At 73.5% G+C, this 22,751-nt stretch carries 21 protein-coding genes; 7 read left to right on the plus strand and 14 right to left on the minus strand.

Annotated features, from left to right (window positions below):
* Positions 1-137 precede the first annotated feature (137 nt).
* Complete coding sequence (locus tag SM577_RS06515) at positions 138-1,604, plus strand: NAD-dependent malic enzyme (RefSeq protein ID WP_302917602.1); 1,467 nt, start codon at positions 138-140, stop codon at positions 1,602-1,604.
* A 132-nt stretch (positions 1,605-1,736) separates the two neighbouring features.
* Here the strand turns inward: SM577_RS06515 and dapF are convergent, their stop codons facing one another.
* The 3 genes from dapF to SM577_RS06530 all read right to left on the minus strand — a co-directional run bounded on the left by dapF (position 1,737) and on the right by SM577_RS06530 (position 4,321).
* A complete protein-coding gene (gene dapF, locus SM577_RS06520) occupies positions 1,737-2,588 on the minus strand; it encodes a diaminopimelate epimerase (protein WP_474586485.1) in 852 nt (283 codons plus the stop codon).
* Between the two features lie 7 nt (positions 2,589-2,595).
* Positions 2,596-3,543, minus strand: coding sequence for a tRNA (adenosine(37)-N6)-dimethylallyltransferase MiaA (gene miaA / locus SM577_RS06525; protein WP_474580304.1), 948 nt, complete (start codon positions 3,541-3,543; stop codon positions 2,596-2,598).
* Between the two features lie 61 nt (positions 3,544-3,604).
* A complete protein-coding gene (locus SM577_RS06530; protein WP_474586486.1) occupies positions 3,605-4,321 on the minus strand; it encodes a class III extradiol ring-cleavage dioxygenase family protein in 717 nt (238 codons plus the stop codon).
* Between the two features lie 201 nt (positions 4,322-4,522).
* On the opposite strand from SM577_RS06530, the gene SM577_RS06535 reads away from it, so the two are divergent.
* Entirely contained in the window at positions 4,523-5,731 is a 1,209-nt protein-coding gene (locus tag SM577_RS06535; protein WP_302917606.1) for a DUF349 domain-containing protein, read from the plus strand.
* Between the two features lie 333 nt (positions 5,732-6,064).
* On the opposite strand, the gene miaB is transcribed toward SM577_RS06535, so the two are convergent.
* Positions 6,065-7,564 (minus strand): tRNA (N6-isopentenyl adenosine(37)-C2)-methylthiotransferase MiaB, encoded by a 1,500-nt coding sequence (miaB, locus tag SM577_RS06540; protein ID WP_302917607.1) that lies wholly within the window; start codon positions 7,562-7,564, stop codon positions 6,065-6,067.
* Positions 7,565-7,616: 52 nt separating this feature from the next.
* Between miaB and SM577_RS06545 the strand changes: the two genes are divergently transcribed.
* Positions 7,617-7,847 carry a DUF2277 family protein gene (locus tag SM577_RS06545; RefSeq protein WP_474580308.1) on the plus strand — a complete coding sequence of 77 codons (231 nt, stop codon included), beginning with the start codon at positions 7,617-7,619 and terminating at the stop codon, positions 7,845-7,847.
* 137 nt (positions 7,848-7,984) lie between these two features.
* Here SM577_RS06545 and SM577_RS06550 read toward each other — a convergent pair whose 3' ends face one another.
* Positions 7,985-8,464 (minus strand): hypothetical protein, encoded by a 480-nt coding sequence (locus SM577_RS06550; RefSeq protein WP_474586487.1) that lies wholly within the window; start codon positions 8,462-8,464, stop codon positions 7,985-7,987.
* 220 nt (positions 8,465-8,684) lie between these two features.
* Positions 8,685-9,674 carry a selenide, water dikinase SelD gene (gene selD, locus SM577_RS06555; protein ID WP_302917610.1) on the minus strand — a complete coding sequence of 330 codons (990 nt, stop codon included), beginning with the start codon at positions 9,672-9,674 and terminating at the stop codon, positions 8,685-8,687.
* Positions 9,675-9,867: 193 nt separating this feature from the next.
* Here selD and SM577_RS06560 point away from each other — a divergent pair, with 193 nt between their 5' ends.
* Genes SM577_RS06560 through SM577_RS06575 form a run of 4 tightly spaced genes read left to right on the plus strand, consistent with a single transcriptional unit; the run spans position 9,868 to position 13,273 of the window.
* Entirely contained in the window at positions 9,868-10,623 is a 756-nt protein-coding gene (locus tag SM577_RS06560; protein ID WP_302917611.1) for an amino acid ABC transporter ATP-binding protein, read from the plus strand.
* 57 nt (positions 10,624-10,680) lie between these two features.
* Positions 10,681-11,562: a glutamate ABC transporter substrate-binding protein gene (locus tag SM577_RS06565; protein WP_302917612.1), complete on the plus strand. Its 882-nt coding sequence runs from the start codon at positions 10,681-10,683 to the stop codon at positions 11,560-11,562.
* 41 nt (positions 11,563-11,603) lie between these two features.
* The gene (locus SM577_RS06570) at positions 11,604-12,311 is read left to right on the plus strand and encodes an amino acid ABC transporter permease (RefSeq protein ID WP_302917613.1); all 708 of its coding nucleotides are present in this window, start codon (positions 11,604-11,606) and stop codon (positions 12,309-12,311) included.
* The gene (locus SM577_RS06575) at positions 12,308-13,273 is read left to right on the plus strand and encodes an amino acid ABC transporter permease (RefSeq protein ID WP_302917614.1); all 966 of its coding nucleotides are present in this window, start codon (positions 12,308-12,310) and stop codon (positions 13,271-13,273) included. Before SM577_RS06570 ends, SM577_RS06575 begins: the two co-directional genes overlap by 4 nt.
* A 59-nt stretch (positions 13,274-13,332) precedes the next feature.
* Here the strand turns inward: SM577_RS06575 and rny are convergent, their stop codons facing one another.
* The 8 genes from rny to SM577_RS06615 form a co-directional block, all read right to left on the minus strand.
* Positions 13,333-15,099, minus strand: a complete 1,767-nt coding sequence (gene rny / locus SM577_RS06580; protein WP_474586488.1) for a ribonuclease Y — start codon at positions 15,097-15,099, stop codon at positions 13,333-13,335.
* A gap of 1,228 nt (positions 15,100-16,327) precedes the next feature.
* Positions 16,328-17,056, minus strand: coding sequence for a 3-keto-5-aminohexanoate cleavage protein (locus SM577_RS06585; RefSeq protein WP_474580310.1), 729 nt, complete (start codon positions 17,054-17,056; stop codon positions 16,328-16,330).
* A gap of 94 nt (positions 17,057-17,150) precedes the next feature.
* Positions 17,151-17,849 carry a regulatory protein RecX gene (locus SM577_RS06590; protein ID WP_474586489.1) on the minus strand — a complete coding sequence of 233 codons (699 nt, stop codon included), beginning with the start codon at positions 17,847-17,849 and terminating at the stop codon, positions 17,151-17,153.
* An 8-nt stretch (positions 17,850-17,857) separates the two neighbouring features.
* Complete coding sequence (recA, locus tag SM577_RS06595) at positions 17,858-18,904, minus strand: recombinase RecA (RefSeq protein WP_088995380.1); 1,047 nt, start codon at positions 18,902-18,904, stop codon at positions 17,858-17,860.
* 184 nt (positions 18,905-19,088) lie between these two features.
* Positions 19,089-19,289: a DUF3046 domain-containing protein gene (locus tag SM577_RS06600; protein ID WP_302917618.1), complete on the minus strand. Its 201-nt coding sequence runs from the start codon at positions 19,287-19,289 to the stop codon at positions 19,089-19,091.
* A 4-nt stretch (positions 19,290-19,293) separates the two neighbouring features.
* The gene (locus SM577_RS06605; protein WP_474586490.1) at positions 19,294-20,634 is read right to left on the minus strand and encodes an MFS transporter; all 1,341 of its coding nucleotides are present in this window, start codon (positions 20,632-20,634) and stop codon (positions 19,294-19,296) included.
* A gap of 80 nt (positions 20,635-20,714) precedes the next feature.
* Entirely contained in the window at positions 20,715-21,854 is a 1,140-nt protein-coding gene (locus SM577_RS06610) for an acyl-CoA dehydrogenase family protein (protein WP_302917620.1), read from the minus strand.
* Positions 21,855-21,921: 67 nt separating this feature from the next.
* A complete protein-coding gene (locus SM577_RS06615; protein ID WP_474586491.1) occupies positions 21,922-22,701 on the minus strand; it encodes a GNAT family N-acetyltransferase in 780 nt (259 codons plus the stop codon).
* Positions 22,702-22,751 lie beyond the last annotated feature (50 nt).

Raw genomic sequence — 22,751 nt, forward strand, 5'->3', positions numbered from 1 at the left:
GACATGTAGCAACGCCGGACGCACCTGCAATATGCCCGGTGGCGTACCCGCCGGTAGCGGGGTCGGATGCCGGCCGACCTGCGCGGGCGAGTAGAAATGCGGGGCGACACCCGTTCAGTGCTGACGGAGGGAAACCCGTGGCCATCACCCGACTTCCGAGTGCGGGCTTCTCGATCACCATCCGGATCGCCGTACCCGCCGACGCCTCGTCGATCGGCCGGCTGACCACCTCCGTCGGGGAGGCAGGGGCGATCGTCACCGCGCTGGACGTCGTCGACTCCGACCCGACCCACGTGATCGTCGACCTGACCTGTGACACCGCCGACGCCGGCCACGCCGACCAGGTGGTCGAGGCGCTCACCGCGCTGGACGGGGTGGACGTGCGGAAGGTGTCCGACCGCACCTTCCTGCTGCACCTGGGCGGCAAGATCGAGGTGAGTTCGAAGGTCGCGCTGCGCACCCGCGACGAGCTGTCCCGGGCGTACACCCCGGGGGTGGCCCGGGTCTGCCAGGCGATCGCCGAGAACCCGGCCGACGCCCGCCGGCTGACCATCAAGCGCAACACCGTGGCCGTGGTCAGCGACGGCTCGGCGGTGCTGGGCCTGGGCAACCTCGGGCCGGCCGCGTCGCTGCCGGTGATGGAGGGCAAGGCCGCGCTGTTCAAGCGCTTCGGTGGGGTGGACGCCTGGCCGGTGGTCCTCGACACCCAGGACACCGACGAGATCGTGCAGATCGTCAAGGCCATCGCCCCGGCGTACGGCGGGATCAACCTGGAGGACATCGCCGCGCCGCGCTGCTTCGAGATCGAGGCCCGGCTGCGCGAGGCGCTGGACATCCCGGTCTTCCACGACGACCAGCACGGCACCGCCATCTGCGTGCTGGCCGCGCTGACCAACGCGCTGCGGGTGGTGGGCAAGCAGCTCGCGGACGTCCGGGTGGTGGTCTCCGGCGCCGGCGCGGCGGGCACCGCGATCATGAAGCTGCTGCTGCGCCAGGGTGTGGGCGACATCATCGCGTACGACCGGCAGGGCGCCCTGCACCGCGGCCAGGCCGGCCTCAACCCGGCCTGGCAGTGGCTGGCCGAGCACACCAACAAGGAGAACTACTCCGGCGACCTGCCCGGGGCGATCCGGGGCGCCGACGTCTTCATCGGGGTGAGCGCGCCCAACCTGCTCACCGGCGAGGACATCGCCGCGATGGCCAAGGACGCCATCGTCTTCGCGCTGGCCAACCCGGACCCGGAGGTCGACCCCCGGGAGGCGCGCAAGCACGCCGCGGTGGTCGCCACCGGCCGCTCGGACCAGCCGAACCAGATCAACAACGTGCTCGCCTTCCCCGGCGTCTTCCGCGGCATGCTCGACGCGCACGCCGAGGAGTTCACCGAGGAGATGGCGATCGCCGCCGCCCAGGCCATCGCCGACGTGGTCGGCGAGGACAAGATCAACCCGACGGTGATCGTGCCCAGCGTCTTCGACTCGCGGGTCGCGCCGGCGGTGGCCGCGGCCGTCCGGGCCGCCGCGCAGAACCCGGCGCCCGCCCCGGCCGCCGACCCCGGTCCGGCCGACCTGCCCGAGATCGCCGCCGAAGCCTCCGCCACCCCCTGACCGCCCGCGCCCCGCTCCCCGCGCCAGGTCGGCGCGACGGGGACGGTGATCGCTGGTGTTCGGGTGCGTCTGTCGTCGCCACAGCAGCAACAGACGCACCCGGACCGCGGCGCCGGGTGGCGGAGGGCCGGGTCAGGGGGCGGTGGTGAGGGCGGTGGGGGCGATCTCGCCGGTGGCGACCAGCACGGCCGGACCGGCGAGCCAGCACGAGTCGTCGGTGACGATGACCGAGAGCCGGCCGCCGGGGACGTCCACCGCCACCACGCCGGTGTCCCGGCCGGCGTCGCGCAGGGCCACCGCGGCCACCGCGCAGGCGCCGGTGCCGCAGGAGAGGGTCTCCGCGGAGCCCCGCTCGTACACCCGCATCAACACGTGCCCGTCGGCGCCGTCGACCGGGTCGCCGAGGGCGGTGAACTCGACGTTCACGCCGTTGGGGAAGGCGGCCGGGTCGACCTCGGGCGCCCGGGTGAGGTCCAGCCCGGTCAGGTCCAGGCCGGCCGGCAGGGCACAGACCAGGTGCGGGTTGCCCACGTCCACCGAGGTGCCGGGCAGGGTCAGCCCGCCCAGCGAGGCGGTCGACGTGTCGTACAGCCGGGGGCGGCGCATCTCGACGGCGATGCTGTCGCCGCTCACCCGCGCCCGCACGACGCCGGCCCGGGTGGCCACCGGCAGCGTCCCGTCCGCCGGGTCGGCCAGCCCGGCGGCGACCAGGTAGCGGACGAACACCCGGGCCCCGTTGCCGCACATCTCGGCGAACGAGCCGTCGGAGTTCCAGTAGTCCATGAACCACTCGGCGTCCCCGGCCTGCCCGGCGGCCTCGGGGTGCGCGGTCGCCCGGACCACCCGCAGCACGCCGTCGGCGCCGAGCCCGCGCCGGCGGTCGCAGAGCGCGGCGACCATCCCTGGCGTCAACTCCAACTGCCCGTCCGGGTCGGGCAGGATCACGAAGTCGTTGCCGGTGCCGTGCCCCTTGGTGAACTCCACGCCCCCATCATCGCGCAGCGGCGGGGACCAGCCGCAGGGCCTCGGCAACCAGGTCCGGCGCGGCCGCGTCCAGCCAGTGGATCCGCGGGTCGCGGCGGAACCAGGAGCGTTGCCGGCGGACGAAGCGCCGGGTGGCCCGGATCGTCTCGTCGTGCGCCTCGGTCTCGGTCAGCTCACCGGCCAGGAACCGCAGCACCTGCTGGTAGCCGAGCGCCCGGCTGGCCGTACGCCCCTCGGGCAGGCCGCGGCCGACCAGCTCGCGGGTCTCGGCGACCAGGCCGTCCGCCCACATCCGGTCCACCCGCAGGGCGATCCGCTCGTCCAGCAGCGCGGTGTCCAGGTCGACCCCGACCTGCACGGACGGGTAGTACGGCGTCGGCTCGGGCAGCGCGGCGGTGAACGGCGCCCCGGTGAGCTCGATCACCTCCAGCGCCCGCACGATCCGCCGGCCGTTGCCGGGCAGGATGCCCGCCGCGGCGGCCGGGTCGGCGGCGCGCAGCCGGGCGTACAGCGGCGCCGGGCCGGCCTCGGCCAGCTCCCGCTCCAGCCGCTCGCGGACCGCCGGGTCGGTGCCGGGGAACTCGAACCGTTCCAGCACCGCCCGGACGTACAGCCCGGAGCCGCCGACCAGCAGCGGCACCCGGCCCCGGGCCAGGATGTCGTCCACCGCCGCCCGGGCCAGCCGCTGGTACTCGGCGACGCTGGCCGGCTCGGTGACGTCCCAGATGTCCAGCAGGTGGTGCGGCACCCCCTCGCGCTCGGCGGGGGTGAGCTTGGCGGTGCCGATGTCCATGCCGCGGTAGAGCTGCATCGAGTCGGCGTTGACCACCTCGCCGTCCAGGGCGTGCGCGAGGGCGATGCTCAGCGCCGACTTGCCGGCCGCGGTCGGCCCGACCACGGCCACCACCGGGCCGGCCGGCGGGCGGCTGCCACCGGCCTCGACCGGCCCGCTCATGCCGGCCCGCCGCTTCGCCGCGCGCCGCCGCGCGGCACCACCGCGCCGACGTTCCGCCCGCTCACCCGAGCTCCCAGCCGGCCACGAAGTAGGCCACGCCGTAGGGGGCGGCGTGGTAGCTCAGCTCGCCACGCCAGGCGCCGCCGGCCGCGCGGGCCGCGCCGGCGAGCACCTGCCAGGGCGCGCGCCCGGCGACCCGCAGCTCCGCCGACAGCCCCGGGTCCAGGCCGAGCAGGGCCCCGGCGTCCGCGTCGGCCAGCGCCCGGGCGACCCCCTGGTCGTACGGCTCGGCGCGCGGGTCGTGGTAGCCGGGCGACTTCTCCCCCCGGCTGGCGGACCCGTCCCCCATCGCCAGCAGCGCGACCCGCGGGCGGTACCCGTCGACCTGTCGGGCGAGTTCGGCCACCTCGTCGGCGGGCGCGTCCGGCGACACCTGGGCACCGACCACCCGCGCGCCGACCCGATGCCGGCCGAGCAGCCACGCGCCGACGGTCACGCTCAACGGCAGCACCGCCGGCCCGTCGGGCAGCGCCGGGACCAGCGGGACGGTGCGATCCACGCCGAACGGGCGGAGCGTGCCGAGGGCGGGCGGGATGATCCAGCCCGTCTCCGGGCCGGCGCCCAGCACCACCACGCAGTCCGGCTCGCTGGCCAGCAGCCGGGTGACGGCGGCGTCGCAGGCGGCCCGGAGGTCGTCCAGCTCACCGGCGGCGGTGCCGGCCACCTCGGGCACGAGCAGGGGCGGATGCGGGCAGACGGCGGCGGCGACCAGTGGCACGGGTCCACGTTAGCGGGACGTCCCGGTGCGTCCCCGCGCCGATCCGGTCATTCGACGGCTAGGACACCGTATGGTCACGGTCGGCGATAGGCGCTCGACGCGGACGGGGGCGGACCTGTGACAATGCCGGGAGAAACTTTGCTGCGCCGTGGCGGCGATCGCGGGACTGCTCCCCGACGCCGGGAGAACGAGGATGGGCACATGAGCGACTGGACTGCCTTCGGACGGGTGGACGCGGACGGCACCGTGTACGTCAAGACCGCCGAGGGTGAGCGGGTGGTCGGTTCCTGGCAGGCGGGAGCACCGGAGGAGGGGCTGGCGCACTTCGCCCGGCGCTTCGCCGACCTGGTGACGGAGGTGGACCTCACCGAGGCCCGGCTCAACTCGGGTGCGGCGGACGCGGGCCACTCGCTGACCACGATCCGCCGGCTGCGTGCCTCGCTGGCCGAGGCGCACGTGGTCGGCGACATCGACGCGCTCGCCGCGCGGCTCGACAAGCTCGCCACCGTCGCCGAGGAGAAGGCCGGGGAGGCCCGGGCCGCCCGGGACGCCGCCCGCAGCGAGGCGCTGGCCCGCAAGACGGCCCTGGTCGAGGAGGCCGAGAAGATCGCCGCCGAGTCGACCGGCTGGAAGACCGCCGGGGACCGGCTCAAGGAGATCCTCGACGAGTGGAAGACCATCCGCGGGGTCGACAAGAAGACCGACGGCGAGCTGTGGAAGCGGTTCGCCGCGGCCCGGGACGGCTTCACCCGCCGGCGCGGCGCCCACTTCGCCTCCCTCGACGCGCAGCGCAAGCAGGCGCAGTCGGTCAAGGAGGAGCTGGTCGCCGAGGCCGAGAAGCTGACGGACTCCACCGACTGGGCGGCCACCGCCAACCAGCTCAAGGACCTGATGAACCAGTGGAAGGCCGCGCCGCGCGCCTCCAAGGAGGCCGAGCAGCGGCTCTGGGAACGGTTCCGGGCGGCGCAGGACGCGTTCTTCACCCGGCGCAGCGAGGTCTTCTCGGCCCGCGACAACGAGCAGCGGGCCAACCTGGAGCGCAAGCAGGCCCTGCTCGCCGAGGCCGAGGCGCTGGACGTCGACGGTGACCCGAAGGGCGCCCAGGCCAAGCTGCGGGAGATCCAGGCGCAGTGGCACGAGGCCGGCCGGGTGCCCCGGGAGGCGGCCGCCGGGCTGGAGCGCCGGCTGCGCGCGGTCGACGAGAAGGTCCGCGAGGTGATGGACTCGGCCTGGCGGCGGACCACCAAGGAGGACAACCCGCTGCTCGCCCAGATGCGGGCGCAGGTCGCCGAGGCGGAGGAGCGGCTGGCCCGCGCCCAGGCCGCCGGCGACGCCAAGCGGATCCGCGAGGCCGAGCAGGCGCTGGCCTCGAAGCGGCAGTTCCTCCAGCTCGCCGAGCAGTCCAGCTGACCTGATCCAGCGTGACGAGCCCCGGTCCCCCACGGGACCGGGGCTCCTGCGTGTCCCGGACCCGCCGCGCGCCCGCCGCCCGTCCCCGCCCCGCCCCGCCCGCAGGCCGGGGGCCGTCCCGCTCGGATGGCCGCCCTGCCCCGGGACCGCCGCCCCGCTCGCGCCACTGCGGGCCGCGGCGCGGCCCGACAACGGCGCACCTTCCCGGTGCGCGGATCCTCGGGCGCGCCGGGCCACGATCGCGCTACACCAACGATCCAGTGGCCTCACCGTGCGGTCGAGGGCACTTACATCCGGGTTGCGCGTGATCTTGCGGCAGGCCCCGGTGACCGGTCAGTGGGCGGCGCAGCCGGTGGTCGGCGCGGGCGCCGCGGCCGGCGCGCCGACCGTGGGCAGCCCGAGCAGCACCCCGGGCGTACGCGGGGCACGCCCCGCCTCGGCCGCGTCGCCGGCCCGGGTACGCCGGTGCGACAGCGGCTCGCCGTCGGCGTTGAGGTGGTGCGGCGCGGCGTACGTCACGGTGGTGTGCACGATGTCGCCGGGGCGGATCCGTCCCGCGTACGAACCGGCGTCGAAGTGCACGAGCCGGCCGTCCCGGGCCCGGCCGGACATCCGTCCGGTGCGCTCGTCCTTGCGCCCCTCGCCGACGGCGACCAGCACCTCGACGGTCTCCCCGACCAGCTTCCGGTTCTCCGCCCAGGTGATCTCCTCGACGCAGGCGATCAGCCGCTCGTAGCGCTCCTGGACGACCTGCTTGGGCAGTTGGCCGTCCATCGTGGCGGCCGGGGTGCCGGGGCGCTTGGAGTACTGGAAGGTGAACGCCGAGGAGAACCGGGCCTCGCGCACCACGTCGAGGGTGCGCTCGAAGTCGGCCTCGGTCTCGCCGGGGAAGCCGACGATGATGTCGGTGGTGATCGCCGCGTCCGGCATGGCCGCCCGCACCTTGGCGATGATGCCCAGGTAGCGCTCGGCCCGGTACGAGCGCCGCATGGCACGCAGCACCGCGTCGGAGCCGGACTGCAACGGCATGTGCAGCGAGTGGCAGACGTTCGGGGTCTCGGCCATCGCGGCGATCACGTCGTCGGTGAAGTCCTTCGGGTGCGGGCTGGTGAACCGGACCCGCTCCAGGCCCTCGACGTCGCCACAGGCGCGCAGCAGCTTGCCGAAGGCCAGCCGGTCGCCGAACTCGACGCCGTAGGAGTTGACGTTCTGCCCGAGCAGGGTCACCTCCAGCACGCCCTCGTCGACCAGCGCCCGCACCTCGGAGAGGATGTCACCGGGGCGGCGGTCCTTCTCCTTGCCGCGCAGGGAGGGCACGATGCAGAACGTGCAGGTGTTGTTGCAGCCCACCGAGATCGACACCCAGCCGGCGTACGTCGACTCGCGGCGGGTGGGCAGCGTGGAGGGGAAGACGTCGAGGGATTCGAGGATCTCCACCTCGGCGGCGGTGTTGTGCCGGGCCCGCTCCAGCAGCACCGGCAGCGAGCCGATGTTGTGCGTGCCGAAGACCACGTCCACCCAGGGCGCCTTGCGGACGATGTCGCCGCGGTCCTTCTGGGCCAGGCAGCCGCCGACGGCGATCTGCATGCCGGGGTGCTTGTCCTTCACGGGGCGCAGATGACCGAGGTTGCCGTAAAGCCGGTTGTCGGCGTTCTCCCGCACCGCGCAGGTGTTGAAGACCACCACGTCCGGGTGCTCGTCGGCCTCGGCGGCGCGCACGTAGCCCGCCTGCTCCAGCAGCCCGGAGATGCGCTCGGAGTCGTGCACGTTCATCTGGCAGCCGTAGGTGCGCACCTGGTAGGTGCGCGGGCTGCTCGCCGCTGCGGTAGTCATGACCCGGACAGCGTATCCGGGCCGGGTAGCCCGAACCGAACGAGGAGGAGCCGTGTGCCGGAGCATCAAGACCCTGCGTGAGCCGTACGTCGCCGAGGTGACCCCGGCCGACGTCGACGCCGCGGCGTTGCAGTACGTCCGGAAGATCTCCGGGTTCCGCAAGCCGGCCGCGCACAACGCGGCCGCCTTCGACGCGGCGGTGGCCGCCGTCGCCGCGGCCACCCAGACGCTGCTGGAGCAGTTGGAGGTCCGGGGCGGGCGGGCGGCCAGCCCGACGAGCTGACCGCCTGTCCGACCGGGCCCGGCCCGCTGACCGGCCTGGCCCGCTGACCGACGGGCCCACCGGCTCCCGCTCGCTGACCGGCGCGCGATCCGCCGGTCCGGCGCGCTGACCGCCGGCCGGCCCGCCCGCGTCGTCGGTCAGGCGGCGGCGAGCGCGGGCAGCACCGAGTCGGGCGCCCACTTCGAGCGGTGGCACTGGGACCAGCCCCGACAGCCGGCGTTGGCCTCGGTGCAGAGCCGCTGGTCGCCGAGCACCTCGCCGTCGTCGGTCTCCCGGACGGTGAAGTGCACCGGCCGGATCGTGCCGTCCGGCGCGACGAGCAGGTGCCGGCCGGCGTCGAGGGTGTCGTCGCGCACCAGGCAGTTGCGGCCCAGCAGCCGGGCCAGGGCGGCGATGCTGGCGTGCTCGGGGAGCCGTTCCGGGACCCCGTAGCAGTCCACCATCGTGCCGAAGTCGCCCGGCGCCTCCCAGACGTCGCAGATCACCGCGTACGTCGGCAGCCGGGTCGGGTCGGCCACCGCCAGGGGCATCACCACCCGGCCGAGCGCCTCGGCCAGTGCCGGGTAGACCTGAACCGGCGCCGCCCGGTCGATTCTCCAGTTCCACAGCTCGGTCATGCCGCCTCCTCGCTGTGCTCGTCCCACCGGCCTCCGGATCGGGCCTTACTGACGATGGTGGGGTGCATTTGACCTCAGCCGGGGGCAAGTTACCGGTCTGTGACCATTCCGGGCAAAATTTACCCGAGCCGCATTGCTCCGAGTAGCCGGAAGATGACAGTTTATCGGGTATGGTGCCGCATCCGGTGCCGCGCCACGTCGTCTTTCCGACCCGCGTCGCTCAGCGCAGGACCACCAGGTGCTCGCCGCGCGGGAGCAGTTCGCCGACCACGGTGGCACCCGGGAGTTCGCCGGCGACCAGCAGCCCGCCGGAGGTCTGCGCGTCGGCCAGCAGCAGCCGGTCGTCCGCGCCGACGCGGCCGAAGTCCGTCCACGGCGTCACCCAGTCCAGGTTGCGCCGGCTGCCGCCGCTGACGTACCCGTCGCGGACCGCCTCGCGGGCGCCGGCCAGGTAGGGCACCCGGGCCGCGTCGAGGGCCACGGTGAGCCCGCTTGCCCGGGCCAGCTTGGACGCGTGGCCGAGCAGCCCGAAGCCGGTCACGTCGGTGCCGCAGCGCACGCCGGCGGCCACCGCCGCCCGGGCCGCGTCGCGGTTCAGCGTGGTCATCGCCGCCACCGCCTCCGGGAAGCGCTCCCCGGTGTTCTTGTGCCGGGTGTTGAGCACCCCGACGCCGAGCGGCTTGGTCAGCGACAGGGGCAGGCCCGCCCGGCCGGCGTCCAGGGTGATCAGCTCGTCCGGGCGCACCACCCCGGTGACGGCCAGCCCGTACTTGGGCCCGTCGTCGTCCACGCTGTGCCCGCCGGCCAGGTGGCAGCCGGCGTCGCGGGCCACGTCCTGGCCGCCGCGCAGCACCTCCCGGGCCAGCTCCAGCGGCAGCACGTCACGCGGCCAGCAGAGCAGGTTCAGCGCCACCAGCGGGGTGCCGCCCATCGCGTACACGTCGGAGAGGGCGTTGGTGGCGGCGATCCGGCCCCAGTCGTACGCGTCGTCGACGACCGGGGTGAAGAAGTCGGCGGTGCTGACCAGGCCGGTGCGCTCGTCCAGCCGGACCACCGCCGCGTCGTCGCCGTGGTCCAGGCCGACGAGCAGTTCGACGGTGCCGGCGGCCGGGCCGAGCCCGGCGACCATCGCCTCCAGCTCGCCGGGCGGGATCTTGCAGGCGCAGCCGCCGCCCCGGGCGTACCGGGTCAGCCGTACCGGTTCGGTCATCCCCACATGATTTACTCGACGCGCGCAGGTCGCCACATGGCGCACCAGGACGGTGGTCGAATTCGGACTTCCCGCCGTGATCACGAATGGTGTTACCGCTCCGTGACCAACTGAGTTGCATTCCGCCACATCCCCCCGCCTACAGTTGCCCAACCGGGGGTCAACCGACCCCGCTGGGGCGACGACAGGGACGGTGGACGACGTGACGACGGGCGAACCGCTCATCGTGCTGGACTCGGTCAACAAGTGGTTCGGGCCGTTGCACGTGCTGGACGACGTCTCACTCTCGGTCGGCAAGGGCGAGGTGGTCGTGGTGATCGGCCCGTCCGGCTCCGGCAAGTCGACGCTCTGCCGCACGATCAATCGACTCGAGCCGATCAACTCCGGCACCATCACCTTCGACGGGCAGCCGCTGCCGGCCGAGGGCAAGGCGCTGGCGAAGCTGCGCAGCGAGGTCGGCATGGTCTTCCAGTCGTTCAACCTCTTCGCGCACAAGACCATCCTGGATAACGTCACCCTCGGGCCGATCAAGGTGCGCAAGGAGAAGCCCGCGGCCGCCCGCGAGCGCGCCCTCGCCCTGCTCGACCGGGTCGGCATCGCCAACCAGGCCGACAAGTTCCCGGCCCAGCTCTCCGGCGGTCAGCAGCAGCGGGCGGCGATCGCCCGCGCGCTGGCCATGCAGCCCAAGGCGATGCTCTTCGACGAGCCCACCAGCGCGCTCGACCCGGAGATGGTCGGTGAGGTGCTCGAGGTGATGACCTCGCTGGCCCGCGACGGCATGACCATGGTCGTGGTGACCCACGAGATGGGCTTCGCCCGGCACGCGGCCAACCGGGTGATCTTCATGGCCGACGGCCAACTGGTCGAGGACGCTCCCCCGGCCGAGTTCTTCGGCAACCCGCGCAGCGAGCGGGCCAAGGACTTCCTCTCCAAGATCCTCACGCACTAGGCGTCCGTACCTGGAGCGCGCCGTCCCCCGGCGGCTTCGTCGAAGAAGGAGAAGAGTATGCGTATGAAGCGCGTAGCGGCGCTCGCCGCGGCCGCCACCCTGGCGCTCGGCATGGCCGCCTGCGGTGGCGACGACGACGGCGGCGAGGGCACCGGCGCCGGCAGCAAGTCGTTCGCCGCCGGCACCACGATGGAGCGGCTGAACAAGGCCCAGTCCATCAAGATCGGCACCAAGTTCGACCAGCCGGGCTTCGGCCTCAAGGGCCTGTCGGGCAAGCCGGAGGGCTTCGACGTCGAGGTCGCGAAGATCATCGTCAAGGAGCTGGGCATCCCCGAGGACAAGATCGAGTGGGTGGAGGCCCCCTCGAAGGTCCGCGAGGACGTGATCGTCAACGGCACCGTCGACCTGGTCGCGGCGACCTACACGATCAACGACAAGCGCAAGGAGCGGATCGCCTTCGCCGGGCCGTACTACGAGGCCGGCCAGAACATCCTGGTGAAGAAGGACGACACCACCATCACCGGGCCGGACTCCTTCAAGGACGGCACCAAGAAGGTCTGCTCGGTCACCGGCTCGACGCCGGCCGAGGAGATCAAGAAGTACGTCAAGGACGTCGCCACCCAGCTGGTGCTCTTCGACACGTACGACAAGTGCAAGGACGCCCTCAAGGGCGGCCAGGTGGACGCGGTGACCACCGACAACGTCATCCTGCTCGGCTACATCGCCAAGGACGAGGCGTCGTTCAAGCTGGCCGGTGACAACTTCACCAAGGAGCCGTACGGCATCGGGGTGAAGAAGGAGGACACCGAGTTCCGCAACTTCATCAACGACACGCTGGAGAAGGCGTTCGCCGACGGCAGCTGGAAGAAGGCGTGGGACGACACCGCCGGCAAGTTCGGTGCCGAGCTCGGCAGCGCTCCGACCGTCAACCGCTACTGATCTGACCCGTTGATCTGGAGGGTGGGGAGGAAGACCGACCCGTGAGTGTGCTCATCGACAAGTTCGACGTCTTCGCGGGTGGTTTCTGGCTCACCCTCCAGATCTGCGTACTCGCCGCGATCGGCGCCCTGATCCTGGGCGCCGTCGTGGCGGTGCTCCGCATCTCACCGGTGCCGCCGCTGCGCGCGCTCGGCACCGGATACGTGAACGTGTTCCGGAACATGCCGCTGACCGTGGTGATGTTCTTCGCCGCCTTCGGCCTGCCGGCGCTCGGCTCCAACGCGGACTTCCTCCGCATCCCCGGGCTGGACGCCATCTTCACCCGGCTCGGCACCGACCTGCCGTACTTCCGCTTCGCGCTGGTCGCGCTGGTGCTCTACACCGCGGCGTTCGTCTGCGAGGCGCTGCGCTCGGGGGTCAACGCGGTGCCGGCCGGGCAGGCCGAGGCCGCCCGGTCGCTGGGCCTCACCTTCGGCCAGAACCTGCGCTACGTGGTGCTGCCACAGTCCTGGAAGGCGTCCGTGGTGCCGCTCGGCTCGGTGATCATCGCGATGATCAAGAACTCGGCGCTGATCGGGTTCTTCGGGGTCGTCGGCGACCTCTCCGCGACCGCCGACCAGCTCACCTCGGCCGAGGGCTACGCCTTCGTGCCGGTCGCCATCGGCATCTCGATCGGATACCTGATCATGACCGTCCCCCTGGGCGCCCTCCTCGACCGGATCGAGAAGCGGCAGGCGGTGGCCCGATGAGCCAGCAGACCGTCCTCTACGACGTACCCGGCCCCCGGCAGCGCCGGATCACCCTGGTCAGCAGCGTGGTGGCCACCGCCCTGCTGCTGGTCGGCGCCTACTTCCTGGTCTACCGTCCGCTGGACGAGAAAGGCCAGTTCTCGATGGAGCTGTGGGGCCCGCTGGTGGACCCCGGCAACGAGAACTTTCCGCTGGTCTGGGAGCGGATCGGCCTCGGCTTCAAGAACACGCTGATCGCCGCCGCGCTGGCCATCGTCTCCTCGCTGATCGTCGGCACCCTGCTGGCGATGCTGCGGATCCAGCTCAAGAGCCTCGCCCGGCGCCGGTTCACCGGGCTGGCCACCCCGGTGTCGTACCTGCTGCGCGGGCTGAGCATGCTGCTCTCCGGGGTCACCCGGGTCTGCGTCGAGGTCTTCCGGGGCCTGCCCGTGGTCATCACGATCTTCTTCGTGGCCCGCGGCTTCCCGGAGTTCGGGGTTACCTTCGACACGCTCTGGTACCTGGTCATCGGCCTGACCATCTACAACTCGGTGGTCATCGCCGAGATCCTCCGCTCCGGCATGGAGGGTCTGCCCGGCGGGCAGGCCGAGGCGGCCGCGGCGATCGGTCTCGCCCCGTGGCAGACCACCCGGATGATCCTGCTGCCGCAGGCGTTCCGGATCATGCTGCCGGCGCTGATCAGCCAGCTCGTGGTGGTGCTCAAGGACACCTCGCTCGGCTTCATCATCAGCTACGAGGAGGCCCTGAACATCGGCAAGCAGATCATCGGCTCGCTGGGCAACCCGATCCAGGTCTACATCGTGATCGGCGTGATCTTCATCGTGGTCAACTACTCGCTGTCCAAGCTGGCCCAGTACGTCCAGCACCGGCTCGCCCGGGGCCGCAAGAGTGCGGGCGGCACCCGTACCGGGGCCGCGGGCACCGAGCTGGAGACCGAGGCGGTCGCCGGCACCACCACCTGACGTCGGGAAACGAGAGGGCCGGCCCGGGAGACCGGGCCGGCCCTCTCGCCGTTGACGGGTCAGCGGGCGATCTCGGTGACCCGGGACTCGCGGACCACGGTGACCCGGATCTGACCGGGGTAGGTCAGCTCCTCCTCGATCTGCTTCGCCACGTCCCGGGCCAGCACGGCGGCGCCGATGTCGTCCACGTCGTCCGGCTTGACCATCACCCGGATCTCCCGGCCGGCCTGCATGGCGAAGACCTTCTCCACGCCGAGCTTGCCGGCCGCGATCTCCTCGATCCGCTCCAGCCGCTTGACGTACGCCTCCAGGCTCTCCCGGCGGGCGCCCGGCCGGCCGCCCGAGCAGGCGTCGGAGGCCTGGGTCAGCACCGCCTCGATGGTCTGCGGCGGCACCTCGTTGTGGTGCGCCTCGATGGCGTGCACCACGTCGTCGCTCTCGCCGTACTTGCGGGCCAGGTCCGCACCGATGATGGCGTGGCTGCCCTCCACCTCGTGGGTGAGCGCCTTGCCGATGTCGTGCAGGAACGCGCAGCGCTTGATGGTGGGCACGTCCAGGCGCAGCTCGGCGGCCATGACGCCGGCGATGTGCGCGGTCTCCACCAGGTGCTTGAGCACGTTCTGCCCGTACGAGGTGCGGTAGCGCAGCCGGCCGAGCAGGGTGACCAGCTCCGGGTGGATCTCGGTGATGCCGACCTCGACCAGGGCGTCCTCGGCGGCCCGCTGGCAGAGCTCCTCCACCTCGTGCCGGGCCAGGTCGTAGACCTCCTCGATCCGGTGCGGGTGGATCCGGCCGTCCAGCACCAGCTTCTCCAGGGTCAGCCGGCCGACCTCCCGGCGTACCGGGTCGAAGCAGGAGAGCAGCACCGCCTCGGGGGTGTCGTCGATGATCAGGTTGACCCCGGTGACCGACTCGAAGGCCCGGATGTTGCGGCCCTCGCGACCGATGATCCGCCCCTTCATCTCGTCACCGGGCAGGTGCAGGACGCTGACCACGCTCTCCGCGGTCTGCTCGCTGGCCACCCGCTGGATGGCGTCGACCACGATGTGCCGGGCCCGCTGCTCGGCGGTGCTGCGCGCGTCCGCCTCGATGTCCCGGACCAGCAGCGCCGCCTCCCGCTTGGCCTGCGACTCGATGGCCTCGATCAGCTCGGCCCGGGCCGCGTCGGCGGTGAGCCCGGCCACCCGTTCCAGCTCGCGCCGCCGCTGCTCCTCGGCCTCGGCCAGCTCCGCCTCCCGCCGGGCCAGCTCGGCCTCCCGGGCGGCCAGCGCGGCGGTCGCGGCGGTCAGCTGCCGCTCCCGCTCGGCGAGCCGCTCGACCTCCTCGGTGTGCAGTCGCTCCCGCTCGTCCATCCGGGCCGCCCGGCGCTCCACCTCGGCCGCCTGCTCGCGGGTGGTGGCGGCGAGCACGGCCACCTCACGCTCGCCGCTGCGCCGGGCCGCCGCCCGCAGTTGCTCGGCGTCCGCCTCGGCCTGCTTGTGCGCCCGCTCCAGCACGGTGTCCGCCTCGGCGCGGGCGTCGTCGAGCACCCGGCGGGCCTCCGCCCGGGCCGCCTTCGCCTCCGCCTTGGCCGCGGCCGCCTCGGCGCGCGCCGCCGCGGCCGCGGACTTCGCCACGTCGATGGTGCTGTTCGCCTCGTCGGCGGCGCTGCGCAGCGCGGCCAGGGACTGCTCCTGCCGGTCCTTCTCGGCGATGAAGGCCGGATCCTCGGGGGCCGGCGCGGCCTGGAACCGGCGCAGCGTCCGGACGCCCAGCAGCACCGCCCCGACCACCACCACGGTCAGGATCAGCACCACCACGAGGAGCACGACGTCGAACCCGCTCATGCCGGCACTCCGCTCCGCCGCGTGCCGACACGAGGCTCAAGCGCACCGCCCCGCTGATCCGCTCGCTGACGCTCCCTCATGCCGGCACTCCGCTCCGCTGCGTGCCGCCATGAGACACAAGCGCACTGTCCCGCTGATCCGCTCGCTGACGCCCGCTCATGCCGGCACTCCGCTCCGCTGCGTGCCGACATGAGGCTCAAGCGCACTGCCCCGCTGATTCGCTCGCTGACGCTCGCTCATGCCGGGACCTCGTGGGGACCACCGGTGAACCTGTGCCGCCCCGCCATGGCCGCCTCCCCTGAACGTCGGCGCCGCAGTGACCGTGCCGGAAGGCACACTCCTGCGGCTCTGGACGCCCGACCGGAGCGACTGGCCGTGGGTAGCTCTCTCCGCCGGCGGTGCCCGAAGCATCGCCGGCGACCGGGTGCAGTTGTCTCCTCAACTCCCGACCGGCCTGTCCGGAGCTGCGGTGGTATGGCCGATGGTGCTGGCCAAAGTGATGCGGTTCTGTTACGCGATCTATGTTGTGCGCTTAGCCTGCGCTGGTCGGGCAATGTGAGCCTGTATGGCGAGGCTAGGTCGCGAGGGCCGGTCTGGTCAAGAACTCATGATCAAACCCCCCGAACGGAGCGAAGTTGCCGCGTCACCCAGCGCTGACGAAACGCCGGACACCGGGGGACAAACTCCACCCTCGGGCAGTGTCGGATGGCTGTCATCGCTGCTCAACCCCGGGGTCGAGCGCACCGGCAAGGTGCTCCGCCGGCCCGACCCGGCCGGCTCGGGCTCACGACTCGGGCTTAGGGGACTCGGGACTGGGGCTCGCGGCTCAGGGCTCGCGGCTGGGGACTGAGGGCTGGGGGGCTCGCGGCTGGGGGCTCGCGGCTCGCGGCTGGGGACTGAGGGCTCGCGGCTCGCGGCTCGCGGCTCGCGGCTCGCGGCTCGCGGCTCGCGGCTCGCGGCTCGCGGCTCGCGGCTCGCGGCTCGCGGCTCGCGGCTCGCGGCTCGGGGCTCGGGGCTCGGGGCTCGGGGCTCGCCGGAGGATCATCGCGGCGTCGTCGCCGCGGCTGATCGACTCCGTGTCGCCGACATGGCGGTCTCCCGGCCCGCCGGACACCGCCACATCGCCGATCTGGCGTCGGGCCGGCGCCAACCCGGCGGCGGGTGCCGCCGATCCCGCGTCGGTCAGCGCCGCCGCGGCGAGGGGTGCCGTCGGCCCGGCGGGGGCGGCTCAGCGGGCGCCGGCGGCCAGCGCGGCGGTGACCAGTGCCGGGTTGTCCGGGGCGGGCGTGCCGTCCGGTAGCTGGAGGGTGTCTTCCAGGCCGATGCGGGCGTGCAGCCCCCGGCGGACCGCCTCGGCGAGCACCGTCCAGGTGGCCGGCCCCTCGGCGTGCAGCAGCACCGGCGGCTCGACCCGCGGCTCGACCGGCGCCGCGGCGCGCGGCAGGGCGGCGAGCATCGCCGCCGCGTCCGCGAGCGCCACCGGCGGTTGCTCGGCCATGCACTCGATCAGCAGCCGCCCCGCCGGCACCCGCCAGGCCCGGTAGGCCGCCACCGCCTCGACCGTCCAGAGCCCGGCCTCCACCAGCACGCCCCGCTCGTGCAGCGCGGCGGCGACCGCCTCCGCGCCCTCCTCGTGGGCGTTGACCGACGCGAAGTCGGGCAGGACCCGCCAGGCGCGGACGGCGGCCACCCGAGCGGCCGGATCCGGTTCGATCCAGGCACCGGTGCTCACCCCGACCGGCAGCCCGGGCCGGGCGGCCCGGATCGCGGTGAGGGCCGCCGCGATGACCTCGGGACGCAACGACTCGGCACCGTCGGTGTCGCGCGGATGGACGTGCACCGCCGCCACGCCGAGATCGGCGCAGCGGGCCGCGTCGGCGGCCAGTTCGGCCGGGGTGAGCGGGACCGCCGGGTGCTCGTCGCGACCCCGCCCGCCGTTGAGGCAGGCCTTCAGCATCGGCCGGCCCTCCCTGGCGCCGCCACCCGCCGACCGGCCGCCGGGAGTGGTTCGCTCGGCCGGTTGCCCGGCCACGTGAACATCGCCCGGCCGGTCATTCGGCCGCCCGGTTGTCGCGGTCCAGTTCGCCCTCGGCGTCGGCGAGGGCGTCGGCGTCGATCTGCTCAGCGAACTCGGCCGCCTCGGCGCTCTGCGCGGCGAGGGCGTCCTTCACCGCGCGGATGGCCACGCCGGGCGGGTAGCCCTTGCGGGCCAGCATGCCGACCAGCCGGCGGAACACCGCGTCGGGCTCGCCACGGGCGACCCGGAGCTTCCGCTCGACCAGGGCGCGGGCCGTCTCAGCCTCGGTGGTCTCGTCCAGCTCGCCGAGCGCCTCGCGGGCCACGTCGCCGTCGACTCCGCGCTGGCGCAGTTCGTTGGCCAGCGCCCGGCGGGCCAATCCGCGGCCGGCGTGCCGGCTGCTCACCCAGGCGCGGGCGAAGGCGGCGTCGTCGATGATGCCGACCTCGTCGTAGCGGTCGAGCACCTCGGCCGAGACCTCCTCGGAGATGCCCCGCTTGGCGAGCGCCGTGGCCAGCTCGGCCCGGGTACGGGGCCGCACGGCGAGCAGGCGCAGGCAGATCTCCCGGGCCACCTCCGCCTCGTCGCGCGGCGCGGCGGCGGGCGCCTCGGAACCGGCCTCCTCCTCGGAACGGCCGCGCCGGCCGCGGCGGGGCCGCGGCGTGCTGGCGTCACCCGTACGGGGTGGGCTGGCATCCCAGCCCCGCCCCGTACGGGCACGTCGTCCTGCCACGAGTCAGGTCAGAAGTCGACCGGCGGCAGCTCCGGGCCACCGGCGGCGTCGCCCGCGCCGACCCCGACGCCGAGCTTCTCCAGGATCTTCTTCTCGATCTCGGCGGCCACGTCCGGGTTCTCGCGGAGGAACTCGCGGGCCTTCTCCTTGCCCTGGCCGAGCTGGTCGCCGTCGTAGGTGTACCAGGCGCCGGACTTGCGGATGATCGCCTGCTCGACGCCGACGTCGATCAGCGAGCCCTCACGGGAGATGCCCTTGCCGTACATGATGTCGAACTCGGCCTGCTTGAACGGCGCGGCGACCTTGTTCTTCACCACCTTGACCCGGGTGCGGTTACCGACCACGTCGGTGCCGTCCTTGAGGCTCTCGATGCGGCGCACGTCGAGCCGGACCGAGGCGTAGAACTTCAGCGCCCGACCACCGGTGGTGGTCTCCGGGCTGCCGAACATCACACCGATCTTCTCGCGCAGCTGGTTGATGAAGATCGCCGTGGTGCCGGTGTTGTTGAGCACGCCGGTGATCTTCCGCAGCGCCTGGCTCATCAGCCGGGCCTGCAGACCCACGTGGCTGTCGCCCATCTCGCCCTCGATCTCGGCGCGCGGCACCAGCGCGGCCACCGAGTCGATCACGATGATGTCGAGCGCGCCGGAGCGGACCAGCATGTCGGCGATCTCCAGCGCCTGCTCACCGGTGTCCGGCTGGGACACCAGCAGCGCGTCGGTGTCGACGCCCAGGGCCTTCGCGTACTCCGGGTCGAGCGCGTGCTCGGCGTCGACGAAGGCGGCGATGCCGCCGGCCCGCTGGGCGTTGGCCACCGCGTGCAGCGCCACCGTGGTCTTACCGCTGGACTCCGGACCGTAGATCTCGACGACCCGGCCGCGGGGCAGACCGCCCACGCCGAGGGCCACGTCGAGCGCGATGGAGCCGGTCGGGATCACCGCGGTCTGGATGACCGGCCGCTCCCCCAGCCGCATCACCGAGCCCTTGCCGAACTGCTTGTCGATCTGAGCGAGAGCAAGGTCGAGTGCCTTCTCCCGGTCAGGCCCTGCTGCCATCGTTGCCACCCCTGCCTTCGCCGGCGTCTTTCCTGAGCTTCGCGTCACGCGGACACGCTAGGCGCTGGGTCCGACAGAAAACCAGCCGACGGGCCGCGAGCTGTGGACGAGCACCCCGCTGTGGACAATAGCCGAACAGGTGTACGAGTCGGCAAGCGACACGCGGGGGCGGCGAAAAGGCTGCTCAGCGTAGTCGGGCGGGCACCCGGTCGGGATAGGCGGCGACGACCGCCCGCCACACCACGTGCGTCTCCTCACCCGCGGCGAGCGCCTGCTGGATGGTCCGTCCGCCGAGCTGGGCCAGCACCTGGTCGGAGGCGATGCTGGCCGCGTAGCCCGGCCCGAACGTCTCCTCCAGCCGCGCCCAGAAGTCGGTCAGCCGCACGTGATCAGTCCTCCTCGTCCGGTGCGCTCGCCGGCACCGCCCGCAACGCTAGCGCCACCAGCGGCACCACGGCGATCGCCGCGAGCAGGGTGAGCACCGGATAACCGGCGGCCCGCATGACAAACCCGCTGACCGCGGCGGCTCCCGCGCCGGCCAGCCCCATCGTCAGGTCGGAGAACCCCTGCACGCTCGGGCGGACGGCCGCCGGCACCGACTCGGACAGCAGCGTGGAGCCGGCCACCATGGTGCCGGACCAGCCCAGCCCGAGCAGGACCAGGCCGATCGAGAGCCGGGGCGTGTGGTGCCCGGCCGTGCCGGCCACCGCGCACGCGGCGAGCAGCAGCCCGACGCCGGTGAGGATCACCGCGCGCCGACCGAGTCGGTCGGTCAGCCAGCCGACCAGCGGGGAGAGGGCGTACATGCCGGCGATGTGCAGGCTCAGCACGATGCCGACCACCCGCAGCACGTCGGCGTCGCCGTGCGACTCGCCGAGGCGGACCGGCGTCATCGACATCACCGCCACCATCACCACGTGGCCCACCGCCACCGCGGCGATGCCGAGCCGGGCGGCCGGGCGGCCGCGTACCACCTGCCAGGCCGCCCGCATCCCGGCGCCACGGGCGGGCCGGGCCGGCGCGGCGACCGCCTCGGCCGGTGGGGTGACGTCCGCCGCTCCGGTGGCCACCGGGGCGGGGGCCGCCGCCAGCCGGCGCGCGGTGAGCAGCGGGTCGGGCCGCAGCAGTACCAGCAGTACGCCCGCGGCCAGCACGAACGCGGCCGCGCTGAAGGCGAACGGGCCGGCCAGCGGCGGCAGTCCCCAGCCGCTGGTGGTGCGGTCGGCGAGCGCGGCGAAGTTCGGCGCGGCCACCGCGCCGATGGTGGTGGCCCAGACGATCAGCGAGAGCTGCCGCCCCCGGCGGGCCGGTTCGGCGAGGTCCACCGCGGCGTAGCGGGCCTGGAGGTTGGCCGCGGTGCCGCCGCCGAAGAAGAGCATGCCGAGGAAGAGCAGCGGCACGGACCGGGTGACCGTGGCGAGCACCACCAGCACCGCGCCGACCGCGCCGGCCAGGTAGGCGAAGGCCAGCCCCGGCCGGCGGCCGTGCGCGTTCATGATCCGGGTCACCGGGACGGCCAGCAGCGCCCCACCCACCACGGCGGCGCTCTGGGCCAGGCCGGCCACCGCGGTGCCGGCCACCCGGGCGGCCAGCAGCGCGCCCACCGCGATGCCGATGGTGACGCCGATCCCGCCGATGATCTGGGTGCCGAAGAGCAGCCCCAGGGTCCGCCGCTGGATCGGCGCGACGTCCGGGGCGGCGGCGACCGGCGCGGTCAGGTCCGTGGTCATCGGCGGCTCCTCGGTCCGGTAAGGGGTGCGGGCGCTGTCCATCCTTGCGCAGCCACCCGGGCCGATGGCACCCGGTTTCGCTACAGGCCGAGCCCGCGGCCGATGATCTCCTTCATGATCTCGGTGGTGCCGCCGTAGATGGTCTGCACCCGCCCGTCCAGCCACGCCTTCGCCACCGGGTACTCCAGCATGTAGCCGTAGCCGCCGTGCAGCTGCACGCAGCGGTCGGCGACCCGGTTCTGCAGCTCGGTGGTCCACCACTTGGCCTTGGCCGCGTCGGTCACCGAGAGCCGGCCGGCGTTGAACTCGGCGACGCAGTGGTTGACGAAGGTCCGGGCGATGGTCACCTCGGTGTCCAGCTCGGCCAGGAGGAACCGGTTGTGCTGGAAGGCGCCGATCGGCCGGCCGAACGCCTGCCGGGAGCGGGCGTAGTCCAGGGTGACGGCGAGCAGCTTCTCGGCGGCCGCGACCGCGGCGACCGCGATGCTCAGCCGCTCCCGGGGCAGGTTGGCCATCAGGTGGTAGAAGCCGTGGTTCTCGGTGCCGATCAGGTTCTCCGCCGGCACCCGGCAGTCGTCGAAGAAGAGCTCGGCGGTGTCGTTGGCCTTCAGCCCCACCTTGGCCAGCCGCCGGCCCCGGGTGAAGCCGGGCGTGCCGGTCTCCACCGCGATCAGGCTCACCCCGTGCGCGCCCTGGTCGGCCGTGCGGGCGACCACGACCACCAGGTCGGCCAGCTCGCCGTTGGTGATGAAGGTCTTCTGACCGTTGAGCACGAGCGCGTCGCCGTCGCGTACCGCGGTGGTGCGGACGCCGGCCAGGTCGGAGCCGGCGCCGGGCTCGCTCATCGCGATGGCGGTGACCAGGTCGCCGGAGCAGAACCCGGGCAGCCAGCGCTTGCGCTGGTCGTCGGTGGTCAGCTCGGTGAGGTACGGGGCCACCACGTCGTTGTGCAGGCCGAAGCCGAGCCCCGAGCAGCCGGCGGCGACGATCTCCTCCACCAGCACCGCGTTGTACCGGAAGTCCCGCTGGCCGCCACCGCCGTACTCGGGGTCGACGTCCATGCCGAGCAGTCCGGCGGCGCCGGCCTTGCGCCACACCTCCCGGTCAACGATCCCGGCGGCCTCCCACCGCTCGTGGTGCGGCACCGCCTCGCGGGCGAGGAACGCGCGGCACAGGTCCCGGAACTCGTCGTGGTCGCGCTCGTAGAGATGCTGCTGCATGGCGGCAAGTGTGGCACCGGCCACCCGTGCGGAACAGTGCCGATCGCCGACCGGCGGGGTCGGGCGGTCAGGACCACCAGGTGGCCCGGGCGACGGGCCGGAAGCCGAGCGAGTCGTAGAGCGGGCGGCCGGCCCGGGACGCGGTGAGGGTGACCGGGTGACCGGCCAGCTCCGCCAGCGCCGCGTGCAGCAGCGCCCGGCCCACGCCCCGGGACCGGTGCTCGGGCAGCGTGGTCATCCAGTACAGCCCGGCCACCTCGGCGCGCACGGTCAGGCAGGCGCCGGCGGGTACGCCGTCGACCTCGGCGAGCAGGAACCGGATCCCGGGTCGGCCGAGCAGGGCCACCGGGAACGCCTCACCCGGCCGGTACGGGTGCAGCCCGCCCAGCGGGAAGCCGGACACCACCACCCGCTCGACAGTGGCCAGCCGCCGCGGGTCGTCGACCGGGATCACCCGCGGCGCGGGCGCCGGGGCGGGCGCGGGAGGGCGGATCATGACCGGCAGGTGCCGGGGCGCCAGGCCCGTGCCGGTCAGGTCCACGGCGCCGAACGGGTCCTCGACGGTCACCGGGCCCGCGGCGCCTCGCCGGACCAGCGCGGCGATCTCGGCCACCTCGTCCGGGGTGGGTTCCGGGGTGCGCAGCAGGACGCGCAGGCCGGCCCGGTCGTCGCCGTGCACGGCGAGGAAGCCGGGTCGCCGGGTCAGCGGGTGCCGCCGGGTCTCGGCCAGCGCCGTCCAGAGCGCGGCGGCGTTGCCGGTGGCCAGCCTCAGCTCGGCGTCCGGGTCGGTCGGCGGCTCGGCGGCGACGTCGACCGGGGACGGGGCGGTGGGGTGGGTCGAGCTCATGCCGCCACGTTAGGCGCCGGGCGGACCCTGCCGCAGAGCCGATCCCCGCG

The sequence above is a fragment of the Micromonospora desertarenae genome, assembly GCF_056150265.1.

Coding starts and splice junctions, on each gene's coding strand:
- miaA (WP_474580304.1), bottom strand. CDS start 3,543: ATGAGCGGGCCGGTCGAGGCCGGTGGCAGCCGCCCGCCGGCCGGCCCG.
- SM577_RS06535 (WP_302917606.1), top strand. CDS start 4,523: ATGAGCGACTGGACTGCCTTCGGACGGGTGGACGCGGACGGCACCGTG.
- miaB (WP_302917607.1), bottom strand. CDS start 7,564: ATGACTACCGCAGCGGCGAGCAGCCCGCGCACCTACCAGGTGCGCACC.
- SM577_RS06550 (WP_474586487.1), bottom strand. CDS start 8,464: ATGACCGAGCTGTGGAACTGGAGAATCGACCGGGCGGCGCCGGTTCAG.
- selD (WP_302917610.1), bottom strand. CDS start 9,674: ATGACCGAACCGGTACGGCTGACCCGGTACGCCCGGGGCGGCGGCTGC.
- SM577_RS06565 (WP_302917612.1), top strand. CDS start 10,681: ATGCGTATGAAGCGCGTAGCGGCGCTCGCCGCGGCCGCCACCCTGGCG.
- SM577_RS06575 (WP_302917614.1), top strand. CDS start 12,308: ATGAGCCAGCAGACCGTCCTCTACGACGTACCCGGCCCCCGGCAGCGC.
- rny (WP_474586488.1), bottom strand. CDS start 15,099: ATGAGCGGGTTCGACGTCGTGCTCCTCGTGGTGGTGCTGATCCTGACC.
- SM577_RS06585 (WP_474580310.1), bottom strand. CDS start 17,056: ATGCTGAAGGCCTGCCTCAACGGCGGGCGGGGTCGCGACGAGCACCCG.
- recA (WP_088995380.1), bottom strand. CDS start 18,904: ATGGCAGCAGGGCCTGACCGGGAGAAGGCACTCGACCTTGCTCTCGCT.
- SM577_RS06605 (WP_474586490.1), bottom strand. CDS start 20,634: ATGACCACGGACCTGACCGCGCCGGTCGCCGCCGCCCCGGACGTCGCG.
- SM577_RS06610 (WP_302917620.1), bottom strand. CDS start 21,854: ATGCAGCAGCATCTCTACGAGCGCGACCACGACGAGTTCCGGGACCTG.
- SM577_RS06615 (WP_474586491.1), bottom strand. CDS start 22,701: ATGAGCTCGACCCACCCCACCGCCCCGTCCCCGGTCGACGTCGCCGCC.